The following is a 19,963-nucleotide window of genomic DNA, read 5'->3' as shown; positions in this document are numbered from 1 at the left end:
TTAAGGGAAGGAAGTTTTTTAAATGGGAAACAGAATATTTCTTTCATCACCACATATGAGTGATGAAGGTTATGAAATGCATTATGTTAAGGAAGCTTTCGATACAAATTGGATTGCACCACTTGGGGAAAATGTGAATGGATTCGAAAAAGAATTAGCTATGAAAGTGGGATCTAAGGCAGCGGCAGCACTATCTTCTGGAACAGCTGCAATTCATATGGCATTAAAAGCAGCGGGAGTAGGGGAGGGGGATGTTGTTTTTTGTCAAACACTTACATTCTCAGCTACTGCAAATCCTATTATTTATCAAAATGCTACTCCTGTTTTCATAGATAGTGATTATGAAACTTGGAATATGTGTCCTAAAGCATTGGAAGAGACTTTTAAAAAGTATCCAAATGTAAAGGCGGTTATAGTAGTTCATCTTTATGGTCTTTCAGCAGATATAGATAAGATTGTTGAACTTTGTAAGAAACATAATGTTGCTTTAATTGAAGATGCTGCTGAATCTTTAGGAACTTACTATAAAGGTAAGCATACGGGAAGCTTTGGCGATTATGGTATTTTCTCTTTTAATGGAAATAAGATTATCACTACTTCTGGTGGTGGAATGCTCGTTTCTAATAATGAAGAACAAATTTCAAAAGTAAGATTTTGGGCTACTCAAAGTAGAGATCAAGCAAGACATTATCAACATAGTGAATTAGGCTTTAACTATCGTATGAGTAATGTAGTTGCCGGAATCGGTAGAGGGCAACTTAAAGTATTAGATCAAAGAGTTCAGAAGAAAAGATACATATTCGATTTTTATAAGAGAGAATTAGGAAATCTTGAAGGTATTGAATTTATGCCTAGTAATGAATGGAATGAGCCAAACTATTGGTTAAGTTCTATGACTTTGAACGGTAACATTCGACCGATTGATGTGATGGAAGCCCTTGAAAAGGAAAATATTGAATCTAGACCAGTTTGGAAGCCGATGCACATGCAGCCATTCTTTGAGAAATATGATTTTATTGGTACAGATGTATCAGAGAAACTTTTTGAGAATGGTATATGTTTACCAAGCGATACGAAGATGACAGAAGCAGATTTAGAAAGAGTTGTGAAAATTATTAAAGGGTTGTGGATAGCGTAATGAGGAGTCCAAAAATTGGCATCTATGGACGGTTTATAAAAAGGCCAATGGATTTTATACTGTCTTTAATTGCTATTATAATGCTTAGTCCAGTGTTCTTTATAGTTGCTTTTCTTGTGAAAACAAAATTAGGTAGTCCGGTATTATTTAAACAAGAGCGACCAGGATTACATGGGGACATTTTTAAAATGTATAAATTTAGAACAATGACTGATGAAAAAAACGAAGATGGTGAATTGTTACCTGATAGTGTAAGACTTACTAAGTTCGGTAAATTTTTACGCTCAACATCACTTGATGAGTTGCCAGGCTTGTTTAATATTTTTAAAGGTAATATGTCAATTATAGGACCTAGGCCTTTATTAGTTCAATATTTACCGTTATATAACGAACATCAAAAAAGGCGTCATGAAGTTCGACCAGGATTATCGGGATTAGCGCAAGTTAATGGTAGGAATGCTATTAGTTGGGAAGAGAAATTTAATTATGATGTAGAGTATGTGGATAATGTAAGTTTCACTACAGATTGGAAGATTATCCTTTTAACAATTAAGAAGGTTTTTATTAGAGAAGGGATTAATTCAGAAACTGCTGCTACAATGGAAGCATTTAAAGGGAATGGAAAAGGAAGTATAAAGTTATGAAAGAAAAACTTCTTATAATAGGAGCTAGTGGCCACGGAAAAGTCATAGCTGATATCGCACTGAAAATGAATAAATGGCAGAGTATTTCCTTTTTAGATGATAACGAAACTCTAAAATCTTCAATGGGAATAGAAATTATTGATAAATCAGCAAGTATCTCAAAGTATATAGATGATTACGATTTTTTTGTTGGAATTGGTAATAATGTCATACGAGAGAAGATTCAGAGGCAACTTGAGACCGAAGGGGCGAGCATTCCGGTATTGATCCATCCGAGTGCAATTATCGGAGAACAAGTCTATTTGGAAGCAGGAACTGTAGTTATGGCAGGAGCTGTGATTAATTGCTGTACTAAGATCGGGAAAGGATGCATTATTAATACTACTTCTACGGTAGATCATGACAATATAATTGAGGATTATGTTCATATATCACCGGGGGCACATTTGGCGGGTACGGTCAATATTGGGCGAGGTACTTGGTTGGGAATTGGTAGTATTATAAGTAATAATATTAATGTTACTGGTGGTTGTAGAATTGGTGCAGGAACTGTTGTTGTTAAGGATATAACTGAATTAGGAACTTATGTTGGGGTTCCATCTAGGAGATTATAGAATGAAAAAAGTTTTAATATTAGCAAATAACGATGTCGGTTTATATAAATTTAGAAAAGAGCTTATGCAAGAATTAGTGAAAGAATATAAAGTTTATATTTCACTCCCAGATGGTGAATTTATACATCAATTAAAGGAAATAGGATGTGAGTTCATTAATACACCAATCAGTAGAAGGGGTACTAATCCAATAACCGACGTAAAATTATTTATGAACTATAAAAAGATTATTAAAGAGGTAAAACCTGATGTGGTGTTAACCTACACAATAAAGCCTAACGTATATGGCGGTCTAGCTTGTAGGATGGCAGGTATTCCTTATGTATGTAATATTACTGGTCTTGGAACAGCGGTAGAAAATGATGGGATATTACAGAAAGTCACTTTATTTCTATATAAAAATGCCCTAAAAGACGCGACATGTGTATTCTTTCAAAATGAATCAAATAAAACCTTTTTTAGTACAAAAAAGATTGTTAAGGGGAAATCAAGATTAATACCAGGATCTGGTGTTAATCTTAATTATTATCCCATACTGGAATATCCATTGGATAAAGAGGTTAATTTTTTATTTATTGCTCGTGTAATGAGGGAAAAAGGTATTGATCAATATTTAGATGCTGCTAAATACATAAGAGAGAAATACCCAAATACTATATTTCATATTTTAGGATTTTGTGAAGGTGAATATGAAGAGAAATTAAAGATAATGCAGGAAAAAGGGATAATTCAGTATCATGGAATGCAAAGTGATATAAGAGAGTTCCATAAAATTTCTCATTGTACTATTCATCCTACATATTATCCAGAAGGTATGTCTAATGTATTACTCGAAAGTGCTGCTTGTGGAAGGCCTATTATTACCACTGATAGAAGTGGCTGTCGGGAAATTGTGGAACATGGAGAAAATGGTTTAATTGTCAAACAACAGAATAGTCAGGACTTAATAGAAAAAATAGAGCGCTTTTTAAATATGGATTGGCAGGATAAAAAGAACATGGGCTTAGCGGGTAGAAAGAAAGTTGAAAAGGAATTTGATAGAAATATTGTTCTGAATGCTTATCTAGACGTAATAAACAGTGTACAGAAATAATTATAAGTAAGAGGGTTATATGATATTATGATTAATTCTAAGTCTATGTTACTTAAGGTTATATCGGTTTTTATGGGATCAGCATTTTTTATGGCATCACAATTTTTAATAATAATAATATTGGCGAGACTAGGTAATGCTGAAGTTGTAGGAGAGTTTGGGTTAATGCTAGCGATTACAGGTCCTGTATACATGTTTTTTACGATGCAAATTAGAAATAAAGTTACTAGTGAAGAAAGTAACTCATCTGCGTATATTGAAATTGTAATTTTAAATGTAATATTAGCAACTATAATATCCTTAGGTATTTGTTTTATTACAAAAGCTAGTTCTGACGTAACACAATTAGTATTTATCTACTTGTTAGCAAAAAATGTTCAATTAGTTTCCGAATTAGTTTATGGTATTTTGCAACAACAAGAAAAGCTTCATGAAGTAGGATTTTCAAATTTTATAAAAGGTATTTCATCAACTTTTTTGTTTTTTATTTTTTACTATTTCACAAGAGATATTTTATTGGCCACTCTTAGTATAGGATTATCATGGTTAGTAACGCTTTTAATATATGATATTTCTAAAATTAATATGAATAAGAAGAGAAATATTAAAGATTACTTGAAATTACCTGATGATATGAAAAAGGTTAGTTATTTATATAGGGCTCTGTTACCTTTGGGGATTATCTCACTTCTATATTCATTAAATACAAATATAACTAGATATTTTATTACTTATTATACTGATACAGAACAATTAGGTTATTTTACAGCCCTCTCGTATCTAATGATAGCGGGAAATACCCTCGTTGGGGCGATAGGGCAGTCGTTTTGCAATAAATTATCTCGTTATAGTGATCGGGAGTCAAAAAGTGATTTTAATAAATTATTTAATAAACTAGTTGTCTTTGGCTTGATGTTAGGCCTGGTAAGTACATTATTGACCTTTTATCTTGGAGAGTTCTTATTGTATATTCTTTTTGGATCAGATTATCTCGAATATTCTTCGCTTTTAACTCTTTTAATGGCAGCGACTATTTTTAGATATCCTGCTGAGTTTATGGGATACGCAACTATTGCTACTAAAACTTATAAGAATGAGTTACCTCAACTTATTTTCATGTTAATTGCAACATGTATTTGTGCATTTTTGTTAATCCCGATATGGGGATTATACGGTGCTGCTGTTACATTACTTGTAGGCTCTTGTATTACTGCGATTGGAAGATTTGTAATAATTTTAAGAGTGAATAAAGAAAGTGAAAGGAAAGTAAGTTATGAAACACAGTAAAATGAGAAATAGTGGGAATGTAATTTCATTTCCACTATTAATTAATGTATTACTCGTAGCTCTACTTGTAATACTTAGTTCAGTATCACTTTTGTTTTTTAGCACCAATGAAGTAGTTGCTTTAATCCCGATTGCAATTACAGCTTTATTTATCATTCGAAGAATAATATTAATAATTTTTCATAAGGTACCCACTTTGGATATTTGGGCTATTTTTACGTATGCTTCGATACTAATTTTTATCTATTCTCCATTGTACCATCTAATAACGCATCAGCCGATTGCGAATAATTTACCATCTGATTTTACAAACCTAATAGCTATTATTGCTTGGACTTCATTACCGGTGATACCATTGTTTTATTTTGGGAGCTATATTAGAAAAAATATTAAATGGAGAATAAAAAAAGAAGCTTTTAAGAATGAAGAAATAAAAGTACCTAATATTTCTTTCATCGCTTTTGTTTATATACTGGTTGGTTTTAGTGCAAATATGATTATAGAGTCAGGGATAGGCTTAGGTGTATTAACGGGTACCCTTTATGTTTTAAATGATTTTTTTAGTGTAGGGTTAATATTTTTATATTTTAACTGGGCTAGTAAAGTTGCTAAGAAAGATAAAAACGTAAAGTTTCTGGGGCTAATATATTTACTAGTTATTGTGGTCTTAATTTCTTTATTTAACTTAGATAGAGGTAGCAGGTTCTTTATTCTAGTTTATGCATTTTGGGGATTACATATCTATGTAAATTATTTAAATAAAAAATTTAATATTACAAAGTTAATAGTAATTACAATTATATTAATACCATTACTTACACAATATAAGTTATTCAAGTATGCGGAATATAATACCGATTATTTGGTAGATAGTAATTACCGAAAGTCTATTCAAAACCAATATGAACAATTGACACCTGGTTACACAATTGCTACAGATTTAGGGCGCTATTACATTTGGATGTTATATTATAAGGAATTGCAACCCAATGGTAATATTGATTACCAGCATGGAAAGACTTATGTTGATGCTGCTTTAACTATGTTACCTAGTTGGATTGTATCTAATAAGCCCCCGGGTATGATTGCTTTGTCTCATGATGCAGAATCTGGTAGAGGATTTTATGAACAATATAGGCCTACTACAGCAAAAATAGGAGGATTCTGGGCAGAAAGTTATGTGAACTTTGGATTTTTAGGGATATGGACTTTAGCAATTATATTTGGCTATTTCCTAGAAGTTATAAATGAAGTAATAAATAGAAATAAATTTGGGGGTATTACACCGGTTGTAGCAGGTTTGTTAGTTACATTTGGTGCGGAATTTTTACTGCACGATTCAAGGTTAATATTATGGCATGTTGCAAAGGATTTGTTTTTAATCTTTCCATTAATAATATATATGAAATTTAAGAAAAAGAGGTTTAATACATGAAAATAATTTTTGCTATAAGTTCACAATACTATGAAAGTGAAGATGGGGTTTGGACAACGACATCATATAATAATACGATGTGGGATGAATATCTTAAAAGTTTTGATGAAATTTTTGTCTTAGCTCCATTAAAAAAAGTAAATGAGCTTCCAACTGGATGTAAAAGAGCTGATAATAAGAATGTCAAGTTTATTGACTCATCTGCTATTAAGAAAAAGGATGCAATTGGTATAATAAAGGTGAGAAATAAGATTAATTTATTAGTTAAATCATTAGATGGTGGGATATTGCATAGCCCATCATTTGAAGCGGAGTTAGCGTTCAGTGCTTTAAAAAAATATAAAAAGCCTTATGTTGTTGAAAGTAGAGGCGAGCAATCAATGCACGAAGGCTTTTTAAAAGCTAGAGGTATTCCTTTTGCCAAGTTTGTAAAGCAAATTTTTCTAAAAATGCATATGAGGCATCTTGAAGGGGCATACGGATGTATTTATGTTTCTGATACTTTAAAAGAAAGATATGCGCCAAAAAATATAATTAAAGCAGCAGTAATAAGTGATTTAAGATTACCAGATTCCTTTATTAAAACACCAAGGGTTTGGGAGCAAACTTCAGAACCTTTTAAAATAATTAATGTAGGTAATTTAAGTCCTTATAAGGATCAAAGAACTTTAATAAAGGCGCTTCATTTTATTATAAAAAACTTTAATTATAATATTCAATTAAATGTGGTGGGGAAGGGTCCCCTTGAATCAGAATTAAAACAGTTTGTAAAAGAGTTGGAACTAGAAAAATATGTAAAATTCCATGGTTTTGTACCATGGGGGGAGGAACTTTTTAGTTTATATGATCAAAATGATTTATTTGTTCTATCTTCTCTTACAGAAGGTATGCCAAGGGTAGTACTTGAATCGTTAGCTAGGGGATTACCGGTAGTATCAACAGAGGTTTCTGGATCAATTGAAATTTTGCCTAAAGAGTGTATAGCTCCTGTTGGTGACTATAAGACATTAGCTCAAGCAATTAGAAGATTAATGGAATCTCCTTCTTTACTAAGTGAACTTTCTAATTTAGGAATTAATGAGATTAAGAATTATAGAGAGGACATTTTAAAAGAGAAAAAAATAAACTACTTTAATGAATTTAAAGAAGCTTTTAAGGTGGATGGAGATTGATGAAAGAGCCATTGGTTAGTATTATAATACCAAGTTATAATCCAGGACGATTAATAGAATTTGCGGTGAAAAGTGTAGAAAACCAAACATATACAAACAAAGAAATTATCATTATAGATGATGGGTCAACGGATGGGACGCTAGAGTGGTTAGAAAATAATAAGGAAAGATTTAAATATGTTACTCAAAAAAATAGTGGAGCTTCTAGTGCAAGAAATAAAGGTGTAAATATTGCTACCGGAGATTTTATTGCTTTTCTTGATGCTGATGATATTTGGTTTCCTAATAAACTTGAAAAACAAATGGGAATTTTTAAAGAGGAACAGGATATTTCTTTTGTATTTTCAAACGGCTTAATAATACATGATGATATTGAAGTAGATAGTATAATTTTGGAGAATCATGAAAAATTATTCGATTTATACACTTTACCGCCAAAAATAGTAGATTTTGATTGGAATTTTCGTATTCATTCAGTGCCTACTAGTAGCCTTATTGTAAGGAAAGATGATTTTATTAAGGTGGGTGGATTTCCTACCTTAATTCAGGGAGAAGATTTTGCCTTAATACAATTATTATTGGCTTATAATAAAGGTTATGCTTTTAAGGAACCTTTAATGTGTTATAGGAGACATCAGAATAATACAAGTTCGTCTATACAAAAGGTATCTATGAAAAAAAGGATGGGGAAAATTTTAAATAAGGATTTGGCAAGAATTATATTGTTCAATATTTTAAAAGAAAATAATCATCCAATACCAAAAATTATTAATAAATATAGGGTTTATCCAGTCCCTTGTAGAATGCTTGCTTTGTTTATTTGGAGATTTAGGTATGGTGCAAACAAAAATAAAGTAAAACGGGATATTATTAATTATTTAACGGGAAGGGCTTGAAAAAGTTGAGAGGAAGAGAAAAAGCAAAGAAATTCCAATTTTTTTTTAGAATAGTGATAGGAATTTGGAGTTTGTTTCCAAGGAAAGTATTGTATTCTTTATTAGTGTTAAATCGAAACTTGCCAGGATATTTAGGATTAGGCATAAGATATACTATATTTAAGGTTTTATGTAAATCTTGTGGGGAGAATGTTTTAATTGGACCTGGAGTATATTTCTTTAAGCTAGAAAATTTAGTAGTAGGAGATAATGTTAGTTTTCACCCTTTATGTTATATTGACGCTACTGGTGGAGTAGAAATACAAAAAGATGTTTCGATTGCACATAATTGTACGATTGTTTCCTTTGAACATGATTATACATCTGGAACTATATACAGAGATAATCCAGTAATCTCTAATCCCATTAGTATAGGCTCTAATGTTTGGTTAGGGGCAGGGGTAAGGGTTTTATCAGGAACGATTATTGAAAATAATGTTGTTATTGGTGCTGGTTCGATTGTTAAGGGAAAGATCAATAAAGATTCATTATATGTTGGGGTACCAGCTAAAAAGATAAAAGAGATTTAGTTTTATTTTAGTGGGATACTAAATTATGAGATTTTATTTATGAAGTACCCCTATTTATTTTTTATGAAATGAATATTGGGGCAATAATATAAAATAGTATAATGCTTGTCGCTTCTATATTATTGAGGAATATAGAATTGTTAATTAACATATGAAGAGGAAGGTAAATATGTACAAGATAGCGGTAGCAGGAACAGGTTATGTTGGTCTAGTAGCAGGTGTATGTTTTGCTGAAGTTGGGCATCAAGTAACTTGTGTTGATATTGATGAAAAGAAAGTAGATTTAATGAAATCAGGTGTTTCACCAATCTATGAAGCTGGTTTAGAGGAATTAATGCAAAAAAATTATGCTGCTGGCAGAATTAATTATACAACTGATTATAAATCAGTATATAAAGATGCAGATGCGATTTTTATTGGTGTAGGAACTCCAGAACAAGCTGACGGTTCTGCAAATCTTTCATATATTGCAACTGTTGCAAAACAAATTGCTGAAAGTGTAGAAAAGGATTGCCTTATTGTTGTAAAATCAACCGTCCCAATTGGAACAAATGACAAAGTAGAGCAGTTTATTCAGGACTTTTTAGTTAATGATGTGAAAGTAGAAGTGGCATCAAATCCAGAATTTTTAGCTCAAGGATCTGCGGTTCATGATACGCTATATGCAGAAAGAATTGTTATTGGTACAGAAAGTAAATGGGCTGAAAAAGTGTTAATGGATCTGTATAAACCATTCCATTTACCTATCGTTTCAGTAAATAGAAGATCAGCAGAGATGATTAAATATGCTTCTAATGATTTCCTAGCTCTTAAGATTTCTTATATGAATGATATTGCTAATCTTTGTGAGTTAGTTGGTGCGGATATTCAAGATGTTGCAAAAGGTATGAGCTTTGATGAGCGTATTGGAAGCAAATTTTTAAATGCAGGTATTGGGTTTGGAGGATCATGCTTCCCTAAAGATACTAAAGCATTAGAGTACTTAGCGAGACAAAACGGTTATGAATTAAGAACGATAAAAGCTGCCAGTGATGTAAATAAAGATCAAAAGACTCTATTATACAAAAAAGCGAGTCAAAGATTAATTACTTTTAACGGTCTTAAAGTGGTGGTATTAGGATTGACATTTAAACCTGGTACAGATGATTTAAGAGAAGCTGCATCTCTTGAAAATATTCCTCTACTGTTAGAGCAAGGCGCAGATATTTATGCATTTGATCCAGTAGGTGCGAATAACTTTGCTAAAGTGTATCCAGAGGGAAAAAATAAGAACGGTAATATCACATATGCTACGGATATTGAACAAGCTTTAGAAGGTGCAAACGTCTGCTTTATTTTCACAGAATGGGGAGAAGTGAAGGCATTAACTCCAGAAATTTATAAAACATTAATGCGAACACCTCTAATTTATGATGGTAGAAACATTTATGATGTGCAAGCAATGCAAGAAGCAGGCATAGAATATCATTCTATTGGTAGAAAATCAACAAATAGAGATCGCATGAAGGAGTTGAATAACAGTGATTTACAAGCCTCTAGATAAAAATAAAATATACCTTATTACTGGAGCCGCTGGTTTTGTAGGATACTTCTTATCTAAAAAATTACTAGAGCAAGGTTGCAAAGTAATAGGTGTTGATAATATAAATGATTATTATGATGTGAATCTTAAATATGCTCGTTTGGAGCAACTTAAGCCATATGAGAAATTTACCTTCATTAAAGGGGATATTTCTGATAAGGATATGATTACTAAGATCTTTGAAGAGTACAAGCCAAATATTGTAGTGAATTTAGCTGCACAAGCTGGTGTGAGATATTCAATTGAAAATCCAGATGTATATATTCAAAGTAATATTATTGGTTTTTATAATGTTCTCGAAGCATGTAGACATTACCTAGTTGATCATCTTGTATATGCATCATCTAGTTCTGTGTATGGAGCAAATAAAAAGGTTCCTTTTGAGGAAACAGATTTTGTAGATAACCCAGTATCACTTTACGCATCTACTAAGAAATCAAATGAACTAATGGCTCATACGTATAGTCATTTGTATAAGATTCCTGCTACTGGGCTTCGCTTCTTTACGGTGTATGGTCCAATGGGACGTCCAGATATGGCTTACTTTGGTTTTACTGATAAGTATTTTGCTGGTGATTCAATCAAAATATTTAATAACGGTGATTTTGAAAATGACCTATATCGTGATTTTACTTATATAGATGATATCGTTGAAGGAATCCAACGTCTTTTGAGTAATCCACCTAAAGGTGATGTTGAACATAAAGTATTCAATATTGGAAATAATAATCCTGAAAAACTAATGGTGTTTATCGAAACATTAGAGAAAGCGCTAGGTAAAGCTTTAGGAAGAGAAGTTGCATTTGAAAAGGTATTTGAGCCTATCAAACCAGGAGATGTACCAGCTACTTATGCATCAACTGATTTATTACAGAAGGCTGTAGATTTTAAACCTGAAACTTCTATAGAAAAAGGCTTACAGGAGTTTGCTAATTGGTATGTAGAGTATTATAAAGTGAAATAATATTGATTATGCTTTTGGGAAAGGAAAATCCATCAAAGGTTTAGGTTACTTAAGATAGAATATACTTTGATATACTGGTTATAGAATGTCATTCTTAGTATAAGAGACTAAATTGATACTTTTATTATCCGGATATTTATTCAGAATGATGGAAAGAAGAGGTCTATAATAATGAAAAAGAAAATCCTATTTTGGATATTAGGAATCATAGGAGTATTAATTATAGGTGGAGGAGTCTACGCTTATAATATATATTCTTCTGTTTCAAAAACATTAGATGAAGTTCATAAACCTTTAAAGCGTGATCAAAATAATAAACAAGAAGAAAAAATCAATAAATCTGAACCTGTTTCAATCCTATTACTAGGTGCAGATGAACGCGGTGAAGATAAAGGACGTTCTGACTCTTTAATGGTTATTACTTTAAATCCGAAAAACAATTCTATGAAGACGTTAAGTATCCCTCGTGATACGTATACGGAAATTGTCGGTAAAGGAAAAAGTGATAAAATTAACCACGCTTATGCGTTTGGCGGAGTAGATATGTCTGTCGCAACAGTTGAAAAATTCTTAGGTGTGCCTATTAATTACTACATAGAAGTTAATATGGAAGGATTTAAGGATATTGTTGATGCTGTGGGCGGTGTTGATGTAAATAATGATTTAGAATTCTCTCTTGAAGGAAAGCACTTCCAAAAAGGGAATATTCATTTAACAGGTGATCAAGCTTTAGTGTATACTCGTATGCGTAAAGAAGATCCACGTGGTGACTTCGGTCGTCAAATGCGTCAACGCCAAGTGATGCAAGCAGTTATTAAAAAAGGTGCAAACTTATCTTCTTTAGCAAATTATGGAGATGTACTTACAGCAATCCAAAAGAACGTGAAAACAAACTTAACACAAGATCAAATGTTTGATATGCAAAAGAATTATAAGAATTGCTTGCAAAATAGTGAAGATATTCAAATCCCAGGTGACGGACATAAAGCAGCTGACGGTATTTGGTATTACTATGTTCCGGACGCAGCGAAGCAAGATTTAACAAATAAATTAAAAGCAAATCTTGAGCTAAAATAAGTAATAATACGGATAAACCCAACTCTTTTGGAAAGAGTTGGGTTTATTTTTTGTTTTTATATTAGTATTATATAATGTAAGACTATTAGACGAGATGAAGGGAAGTAACTATAAGATTCTAACATATGAGCAGGAGGAAGAACATGAGTTCAATTTTAGTATGCGGTGGAGCTGGTTACATCGGTTCTCACGCTGTAAAAAAATTAATAGATGAAGGCCTATCTGTAGTAGTAGTTGATAATTTACAAACTGGGCATGAAGATGCGATTACAGAGGGGGCAAAGTTTTATAAAGGAGATCTTCGTGATAAAGGTTTTCTAAGAGATGTTTTTAAACAAGAAAATATTGAGGCGGTTATGCATTTTGCAGCTGATTCTTTAGTTGGCGTTAGTATGGAGAAACCTCTTCAATATTATAATAATAATGTGTATGGTGCACTTTGCTTGCTAGAAGTAATGGATGAGTTCAAAGTAGATAAGTTTATCTTCTCTTCTACTGCAGCAACTTACGGTGAGGTAGATGTTGATCTTATTAATGAAGAGACGGTAACAAATCCAACGAATACGTATGGAGAGACGAAGTTAGCGATTGAAAAGATGCTTCATTGGTATAGCCAAGCTTCTAATTTAAAGTATAAGATTTTCAGATACTTTAATGTAGCTGGTGCAACGCCAAACGGTATTATTGGTGAAGATCACCGTCCCGAGACGCATCTTATTCCTTTAGTTTTACAAGTAGCTTTAGGACAACGTGAGAAGATTATGATGTTTGGCGAAGACTATAATACACCAGATGGTACTTGTATTCGCGATTATATTCATGTCGAAGATTTAGTAGCAGCTCATTTCCTTGGTCTTAAAGATTTACAAAAAGGCGGGGAAAGTGATTTCTATAACTTAGGAAATGGTAATGGTTTCAGTGTTAAAGAAATCGTTGAAGCTGTTCGTGAAGTTACGAATCATGAAATCCCAGCAGAAGTAGCACCAAGAAGAGCGGGAGATCCAGCACGTCTAGTTGCTTCTTCACAAAAGGCGAAAGAGAAATTAGGATGGAATCCACAGTATGTAGAGGTTAAAACAATTATTGAACACGCGTGGAATTGGCATCAGGAGAAACCTCATGGCTATGAGAAGTAAGTAGAAATGAAAAAGAGAGGGTATCGTCGTTCAATATATGTTCGACAATACCCTCTCTTTTTTTGTATGATTTTTGCTATACTAAACTGTACTATAATACAGGATGGAAGGAGGAAGAGGATGAAAATACTTGTAGTTGATGATGAATCGAGTATCCGCAATTTAATTCGGATGCAGTTAGAGATGGAAGGATATGAAGTATTGACGGCAGCTGATGGGAGAGAAGCTTTAGAGAGATGGAACGAGCAGCCGGATGTACTCATTTTAGATGTGATGCTTCCTGATACGGATGGGTATGAGTTATTACGTTTATTCCGAGAGAAGGATCGTGATATCCCAGTGCTTATGCTGACAGCAAAGAGTCAGATGAATGATAAATTGCTTGGCTTGCAGCTTGGTGCGGACGATTATGTGACGAAGCCTTTTAATTATGCGGAGCTTATTCTTCGTGTGAAAAATATGAGTCGGCGTGTGAGGAAGGAGGAAGTGTCTTCTACTCATGAGGTGATCCGAGCAGGGGAATTGGTAATTTGTCCAAAGGAAAGAAAGGTACATGTGAGTGGGCAAGAAATTCAGTTAACGTATCGAGAGTTTAATTTATGTCAGTTGTTTGTTTCGAATCCTCAGCGTGTGTTCATGAGAGATGAGTTGCTTGAGAAAGTATGGGGATTTGAGTATATCGGAAATACGAGAGCGGTTGATATTATGGTGCAAAGACTTCGAAAGAAACTCGGGAATAGTGGGGAGCATATTAAGACGATTTATGGTGTTGGATATAAGCTTGATTGCTAAAAGGTGATGATATGTCTTTAAAACGAAATATGGTGTTTGGAATAGTTGGATTGTTGATTCCAATTCTTGTTCTTTTGTATGCGGTTGTTTATATTGCACTGGAGAAGAATGTGTATCATAATGCGGCAGATTCCTTAGAAAAGTTAAGTGTGGAAGCGCAAATTTATACGATGAATTATTTAGAGAAGGAAGCAGAAGTAGAGACGCTAGGTCCTAATTCACTTTTAATCGCTTCTTATTTAGCGAAGCGAATGGATGTCCGGGTACAGATGATTGGGAAGAATGGAGATGTTGTTGCAGATACACAAAAGGGAGCATTACTTCATCGAAATATCGACATTGAGAGTTCTTTGAAGGGAAAGAAGTCTTATGTTTTTGAGGAGGGAGACCCCGCTCCAATTCTTTTGTTTTCAAGTCCGGTTTATTATGGAAACGATGTCATTGGAAGCATTCGTTTCATAAATGAGCTAACGGATGAGAAGGAAGTTTTAACGAATGTGAGTTGGACGTTTTTAATGACATCTCTTTGCTTAGTGGCCGCCGGTATTTTCTTTGCGATTCGTTTGGCGAAGTCTCTTCATAAACCAATTGATCAGTTAAGGCAAATGGCGCATCGGCTTGCGAATGGAGATTATGAAAGTAAGATTGAGTTAAATGAGTATGTGGAAATTGCGCAGCTTTCAGCGTCCTTTAATGCGATGGCTGATGGAATTGAACTACATATTAAACAGTTGAAGGAAGAGAAAGAGAAACAGAAAGATTTCTTAGATCGAATTACGCATGAGTTGAAAACACCGTTAACAGCGATTATCGGTTATGTAGATTTAATTCCGAAGTTACAATCTAAGGAGGATGTGCAGGAGAGTCTCCGTTATGTGGCTGTAGAAAGTGAGCGTCTATTATCACTTGTAGAGGAATTACTTAAGTCTTCAAAGTACGGGAAGAGTACGTTTGAAGTGTCACCTACAGTCGTGAATATAAAGGAATTGGCGGAAGAAGCAGTTTCGATTGTGAAACTCAGGTTGCGGCAGTTTGAAATTGAAGTTATGAATGAGTTAATGGAAGTACACGTCGTTGCGGATTTTGATAAGACGAAGCAAATTTTCTTGAATGTGCTTGATAATGCGATTAAATATAGTGATGCTACGCGAGTTCGTATGAATGTAATTATAAATGAGCAGGAAGCAAAGGTTTTTGTTCATGATGATGGTATTGGTATGGATGAAGGTGTGCTTGCAGAGTGGAATGAGTCTCCGGAAGGTAAGGTGCTTCCTTCTAGTTACGGGAATGGCTATGGTTTATACATTTGTCAGGAGATTATGAAGAAGCAAGGCGGGAGTATGCGAATTGAGAGTAGTGAAGAAATGGGAACTACAATATGTATGACATTTTTGCTCCCAAGACGGATGGAAGACATAAAAAACTTGAAAGCGGTTAAATGATACATTTATGAAACAATTATGCGGTATTTTCGAAACAACGTTTTTTTATCTTGGAGGTAGGCAGAAATGAAAAGGCTATCATTTCAAATTCTTGTGTTTGTCTTTTGTATGATCGTTTCTCTTATTTTGTTTTATGTTATTGAGAAGCAAATATATAATCGAATCACGATTGTGGATGACAAACAAGCCGTTTTACAAAGAGTGAATGAATCCCTTCCTACTGAAGTGAAAGTAAGGCATGAGAAGTGGGGAGAAATTGTTGTAACGGATGAAGTTCGTTTGCATACGATTGTTTCATTCTTTGACCGAATTCGAGTAGAACCGAGAGAAGCGAGGAATCAAGAACAAGTATTTACTGGAGAAGTAACGTACTTGAATGGACATAAACGTACTTTTGCAGTAGGTGACTTGTTCCAGTATGAGGCTAATGTATACGGAAAGAATGGTACGGATCCGATGATCTCAGCATTGCAAACGTATTTGTTAAGTCTGTATTATACACCAGAGCGCATTAGTAATTTCTTTGCGGAGGCAAAGGAAGTTGTAGTGAGGCAGGGGGATGTAATACGTACTATAGATCTTACGCAAATATTTGATTCTATTCGATACGCAAAGCAAATTACAGATTACGGAGAAATTCAGAAATTATTACAATCACAGAATGAACCGATTGCTTATATTACTGCCTATAAAACAGGCAAGCGTGTAAAGAATGAGCGAGAGGATATTCTTACGATTTCTGTGTATCCATCGTACTTTGTTGTGCAATACCTCGGTGATAATAACGGGAATGTCATGTATATGAAAGGCTCTCTAGCAGAGTTATTCGTAAAGGAGAATGCGTCATGAGAAAGATAGCCTTTTTCTTCTTTTTGCTAGTAATTGGAGGAGCGATGTCTAGTTGCTCTCGAGATACAACCTCTATTAAATATAATAAAAGTGGTCTCCCTATTTTGGATGATCGTCATCTTGTTGCATATGTAGCGGCCCGCGAGGAAGTTGGTGAGGCATTGCTTTCATCATTTTGTAAACCGCGAGGATGTACGTATGAATTTATTCGTCTTTCGACAGAAGAACTTCTTCGAAGAGTGGAAGAGGAATCTGGAAATCCGAAAGCGGATATTATTATTGGCGGTACAGTAGATGCACATCAAATGATGAAGCAAAAAGATCTGTCTATTCCTGTGACGAGCCAGCATGCGAATCGTATTTCAAAAACTGTTAAAGATAAAGATGGTTATTGGTACGGTTACGAAGTAGAGAAATTGGCAATCGCAATTAATAAAGAGCGGTGGAACGAAGAAATAGCACCGCTCGGTCTACCGTATCCATCCAGGTGGCAAGATTTATTAAACTCTGCGTACACTGGAAAGATTGTTATGCCAGATCCAAATGTTTCGGGTACTGCATATACGTTTTTTCAATCACTTATTGATACTTTAGGTGAAGAGGAAGCGAAGGCGTATGTGAAGCATCTTGCAGGACAGGTTGGAGAAGTAACAGTGAATGGTTACATACCAGCAGAACTTGTGGCAAGTGGTGAATATATGATAGGCATCAATTTTATGGGAGATCAGAGAATGCTTCAAAAACGAGGCTTTCCTATTTTAAGTAACGAACCTGAGCAAACAGGTTTGTCTGTCAATGCGATTTCAAAACTAAAACGTGCGCCGAGTGGTATTATTGCGGATTTATTTATTGATTATTGTTTATCAGAAGAAGCGGGGCATATTCTAGAAAAAGTGTCGTTTGGTGTACCAACGATGTTTGCGAAGAACGAGAAAGAAATAGAAGGCCAGCCAGTTAGAAGGACGAACCAAAATATATCAAATAGTGGAATAATCGAGATATGGAATAGACAGCGTCTCTCTCAAAAGTGAGAAAAGGAGACGAAAAAATATGTTTAAATGGCTTAAGCCAGCACCTGCAATTGAGAGATTACCAGCGGATATGATCGCTAAAGTATATACATTACTGCGTATTCGTGTACTAATTGGAATTTCAGTTGGGTATGCTGCTTATTATTTAGTTCGTAGTAACTTTACGTTATCAAGTACGTATTTAGTACAAGAATATGGTTTTAGTACAGCTCAAATTGGACTACTAGGTTCAGTAATGGCAATTGTTTATGGATTTAGTAAGTTTTTTATGGGGAATTTATCAGATAAAGCTTTTGCCCAGCGCTTTATCGCAGTCGGATTATTCTTATCAGGGCTTGTAAATATCTGCTTCGGATTTGCAAATTCATTTGGAATGATTGTTACATTACTTGTCCTGAACGGTATTGTACAAGGTATGGGAGCACCACCTTGTAGTATCGTTATGACAAAATGGTTCTCGAAGAAAGAGCGTGGTACGAAAACAGGTATTTGGAATATTTCACATAACGTTGGCGGAATGCTTGTACCACCACTTGTCGGAATCGGTGTAGGTATTTTCGGTGAAAACCATTGGCAAGGCGGCGTGTTTATTTTCCCAGCTATTATCGCAATGGTAATTTCAGTTCTTGTTTGGATTAATGCGAAGGATACACCAGAATCGGAAGGTCTTCCTCCGATTGATGAGTATCGTAATGACTATGAAAATCTTGAAAAAGCAGATAATGCTAACAAGATGTCACCAAAAGAAATTTTAATGAAATACGTAGTGAAAAATAAATTTGTATGGTTCTTATGTATTGCGAATGCATTTGTTTATTTAATTCGTTTCGGTGTTATTAACTGGGTTCCACTTTATTTAACGACAGTTAAAGGTTTTTCAAAAAATGAAGCACATGCAGCATACGCAATCTTTGAAGGTATGGCAATTCCAAGTTCATTAATTGTTGGTCTTTTAAGTGATAAATTATTTAAAGGGAAACGTATGCCATTGTGTATTATTAGTATGGTTGGAGTTGTTATTGGTACGTTTGTATATTGGCAAGCAACTAGCGTACTTGTTGTAAGTATTGCAGTTTCTATTATCGGATGTTTAATTTACGTACCACAGTTCTTAATCGGTTTAAGTGCGATGGAATTAGTACCGAAATTTGCAGTAGGTACGACAGTTGGTATGTGTGGTCTGTTCGGTTATGTGGGCGGAAGTCTTGTAGCAAACGCAGCAATTGGTGTTATTGTTGATCGTTCTGGCTGGGATGGTTGCTTTATCTTACTATTAACAGGTGCAATTTTATCAACAGTCTTCTTGTTCATCGTTCAACGTGGACATGAGAGAAAAGATCCTAAAGCGGCGTAATATTTTGTTTGAAAAGCTATCCAATTGTTATTTTGGATGGCTTTTTCTATATAATATAATCTTTCCTTAAAACTATCTTAAAAGATAAGATGTCATATTTCTAATCATTGGAGTTTTTGTTACAATATAAATAAATGTGTAAAACTTTGTAAAAAGATTGTAATAATATACAATTATTTTTCAGAAAGTTTTATATAATTGTGCTGTTTATTAAACTATTAATTTATAAAGGGAGAGAGACTATGTTACCAAATACGGTTCGTACTCCAAACAAGAAGAAGAAATGGATTATTATCGGGGTTATTGCACTAATTGTTATTGTGGCAGCAGTTAATATTTTTATTATGCAAGGTAAGAAGAAAGGCACAGCGAAGACAGATGCTGTAAGTTTTGAGAAAGTGACAGAGCGTAAGCTTAATAATACGAAATTAATTTCTGGTCAGGTGAAGCCAGGGAATATTGAAAGTTTCTATGCAGATCCGACTAAAGGAAAAGTGAAAGATATTGAAGTGAAAGAAGGACAAGAGGTAGAAAAGGGAACGAAATTATTCTCTTATGATAATGAAGAAATTAATCTGCAAATGAAGCAAGCTGAGCTTGATCAGAAGATGGCTGATATGCGTTATGATCAAGGGAAAAAGAAGATTGATTCGTTGAAGAAAGAAATTAAGAAGGTGAAAGATAGCGGGGCTGGGAAAGAAGTAACAGACCCAATGGAAGAGCAAGTAAGTGAATTAGAAATGACACAAAAAACAACTGACCTTGAGAAGGAAAAAGGAAAGTTACAAAAAGAAGAGTTAAATAAAAAACAGAAAGAACTTACGATTTATAGTAATTTTGCTGGTGTTGTACAGAAGTTAGATAAAGATGCAGCGCAAAGTTCATCCC

The 19,963-nt window shown here is 34.0% G+C and carries 19 protein-coding genes; all 19 read left to right on the top strand.

The window, feature by feature from the left end:
* The first annotated feature begins 22 nt into the window (after positions 1-22).
* Positions 23-1,138, top strand: coding sequence for a DegT/DnrJ/EryC1/StrS family aminotransferase (locus BWGOE10_RS26095; protein WP_070145553.1), 1,116 nt, complete (start codon positions 23-25; stop codon positions 1,136-1,138).
* On the top strand, positions 1,138-1,782 hold the full coding sequence (locus tag BWGOE10_RS26090) for a sugar transferase (RefSeq protein ID WP_070145552.1): 645 nt from the start codon (positions 1,138-1,140) through the stop codon (positions 1,780-1,782). The genes BWGOE10_RS26095 and BWGOE10_RS26090 overlap by 1 nt, the downstream gene beginning before the upstream one ends.
* Positions 1,779-2,396: an acetyltransferase gene (locus tag BWGOE10_RS26085; protein ID WP_070145551.1), complete on the top strand. Its 618-nt coding sequence runs from the start codon at positions 1,779-1,781 to the stop codon at positions 2,394-2,396. The genes BWGOE10_RS26090 and BWGOE10_RS26085 overlap by 4 nt, the downstream gene beginning before the upstream one ends.
* A 1-nt stretch (position 2,397) precedes the next feature.
* A complete protein-coding gene (locus BWGOE10_RS26080) occupies positions 2,398-3,489 on the top strand; it encodes a glycosyltransferase family 4 protein (RefSeq protein WP_070145550.1) in 1,092 nt (363 codons plus the stop codon).
* Between the two features lie 27 nt (positions 3,490-3,516).
* Positions 3,517-4,776: an oligosaccharide flippase family protein gene (locus BWGOE10_RS26075; protein ID WP_070145549.1), complete on the top strand. Its 1,260-nt coding sequence runs from the start codon at positions 3,517-3,519 to the stop codon at positions 4,774-4,776.
* Positions 4,763-6,211, top strand: a complete 1,449-nt coding sequence (locus tag BWGOE10_RS26070; protein ID WP_070145548.1) for a hypothetical protein — start codon at positions 4,763-4,765, stop codon at positions 6,209-6,211. The genes BWGOE10_RS26075 and BWGOE10_RS26070 overlap by 14 nt, the downstream gene beginning before the upstream one ends.
* Positions 6,208-7,383 (top strand): glycosyltransferase family 4 protein, encoded by a 1,176-nt coding sequence (locus BWGOE10_RS26065; RefSeq protein ID WP_070145547.1) that lies wholly within the window; start codon positions 6,208-6,210, stop codon positions 7,381-7,383. Before BWGOE10_RS26070 ends, BWGOE10_RS26065 begins: the two co-directional genes overlap by 4 nt.
* The gene (locus tag BWGOE10_RS26060) at positions 7,383-8,279 is read left to right on the top strand and encodes a glycosyltransferase family 2 protein (protein ID WP_070145546.1); all 897 of its coding nucleotides are present in this window, start codon (positions 7,383-7,385) and stop codon (positions 8,277-8,279) included. Before BWGOE10_RS26065 ends, BWGOE10_RS26060 begins: the two co-directional genes overlap by 1 nt.
* The gene (locus BWGOE10_RS26055) at positions 8,276-8,848 is read left to right on the top strand and encodes an acyltransferase (RefSeq protein ID WP_070145545.1); all 573 of its coding nucleotides are present in this window, start codon (positions 8,276-8,278) and stop codon (positions 8,846-8,848) included. The genes BWGOE10_RS26060 and BWGOE10_RS26055 overlap by 4 nt, the downstream gene beginning before the upstream one ends.
* Before the next feature lie 169 nt (positions 8,849-9,017).
* On the top strand, positions 9,018-10,391 hold the full coding sequence (locus BWGOE10_RS26050) for a UDP-glucose dehydrogenase family protein (protein WP_070145544.1): 1,374 nt from the start codon (positions 9,018-9,020) through the stop codon (positions 10,389-10,391).
* A complete protein-coding gene (locus tag BWGOE10_RS26045) occupies positions 10,369-11,394 on the top strand; it encodes an SDR family NAD(P)-dependent oxidoreductase (RefSeq protein WP_070145543.1) in 1,026 nt (341 codons plus the stop codon). The genes BWGOE10_RS26050 and BWGOE10_RS26045 overlap by 23 nt, the downstream gene beginning before the upstream one ends.
* 171 nt (positions 11,395-11,565) lie before the next feature.
* A complete protein-coding gene (locus BWGOE10_RS26040; RefSeq protein ID WP_070145542.1) occupies positions 11,566-12,471 on the top strand; it encodes a LytR family transcriptional regulator in 906 nt (301 codons plus the stop codon).
* Between the two features lie 143 nt (positions 12,472-12,614).
* Positions 12,615-13,607, top strand: coding sequence for a UDP-glucose 4-epimerase GalE (gene galE / locus BWGOE10_RS26035; RefSeq protein ID WP_070145541.1), 993 nt, complete (start codon positions 12,615-12,617; stop codon positions 13,605-13,607).
* A 120-nt stretch (positions 13,608-13,727) separates the two neighbouring features.
* Positions 13,728-14,399 (top strand): response regulator transcription factor, encoded by a 672-nt coding sequence (locus tag BWGOE10_RS26030; RefSeq protein ID WP_002184613.1) that lies wholly within the window; start codon positions 13,728-13,730, stop codon positions 14,397-14,399.
* Between the two features lie 11 nt (positions 14,400-14,410).
* Positions 14,411-15,841, top strand: coding sequence for a sensor histidine kinase (locus BWGOE10_RS26025; RefSeq protein WP_070145540.1), 1,431 nt, complete (start codon positions 14,411-14,413; stop codon positions 15,839-15,841).
* A 66-nt stretch (positions 15,842-15,907) separates the two neighbouring features.
* A complete protein-coding gene (locus BWGOE10_RS26020) occupies positions 15,908-16,690 on the top strand; it encodes a DUF3919 family protein (protein ID WP_000826651.1) in 783 nt (260 codons plus the stop codon).
* Complete coding sequence (locus BWGOE10_RS26015; RefSeq protein ID WP_001225622.1) at positions 16,687-17,721, top strand: ABC transporter substrate-binding protein; 1,035 nt, start codon at positions 16,687-16,689, stop codon at positions 17,719-17,721. The genes BWGOE10_RS26020 and BWGOE10_RS26015 overlap by 4 nt, the downstream gene beginning before the upstream one ends.
* Positions 17,722-17,740: 19 nt before the next feature.
* Positions 17,741-19,075 carry an MFS transporter gene (locus BWGOE10_RS26010; protein ID WP_070145539.1) on the top strand — a complete coding sequence of 445 codons (1,335 nt, stop codon included), beginning with the start codon at positions 17,741-17,743 and terminating at the stop codon, positions 19,073-19,075.
* 242 nt (positions 19,076-19,317) lie between these two features.
* Positions 19,318-19,963 (top strand): efflux RND transporter periplasmic adaptor subunit (locus BWGOE10_RS26005; protein WP_131798984.1); only part of this gene is annotated, 646 nt, incomplete at its 3' end.

The organism is Bacillus mycoides (assembly GCF_001757995.1).
In the GTDB taxonomy this organism is placed as follows: Bacteria; Bacillota; Bacilli; order Bacillales; family Bacillaceae_G; genus Bacillus_A; species Bacillus_A mycoides_B.
This window is presented reverse-complemented; position numbering and strand designations above follow the sequence as displayed.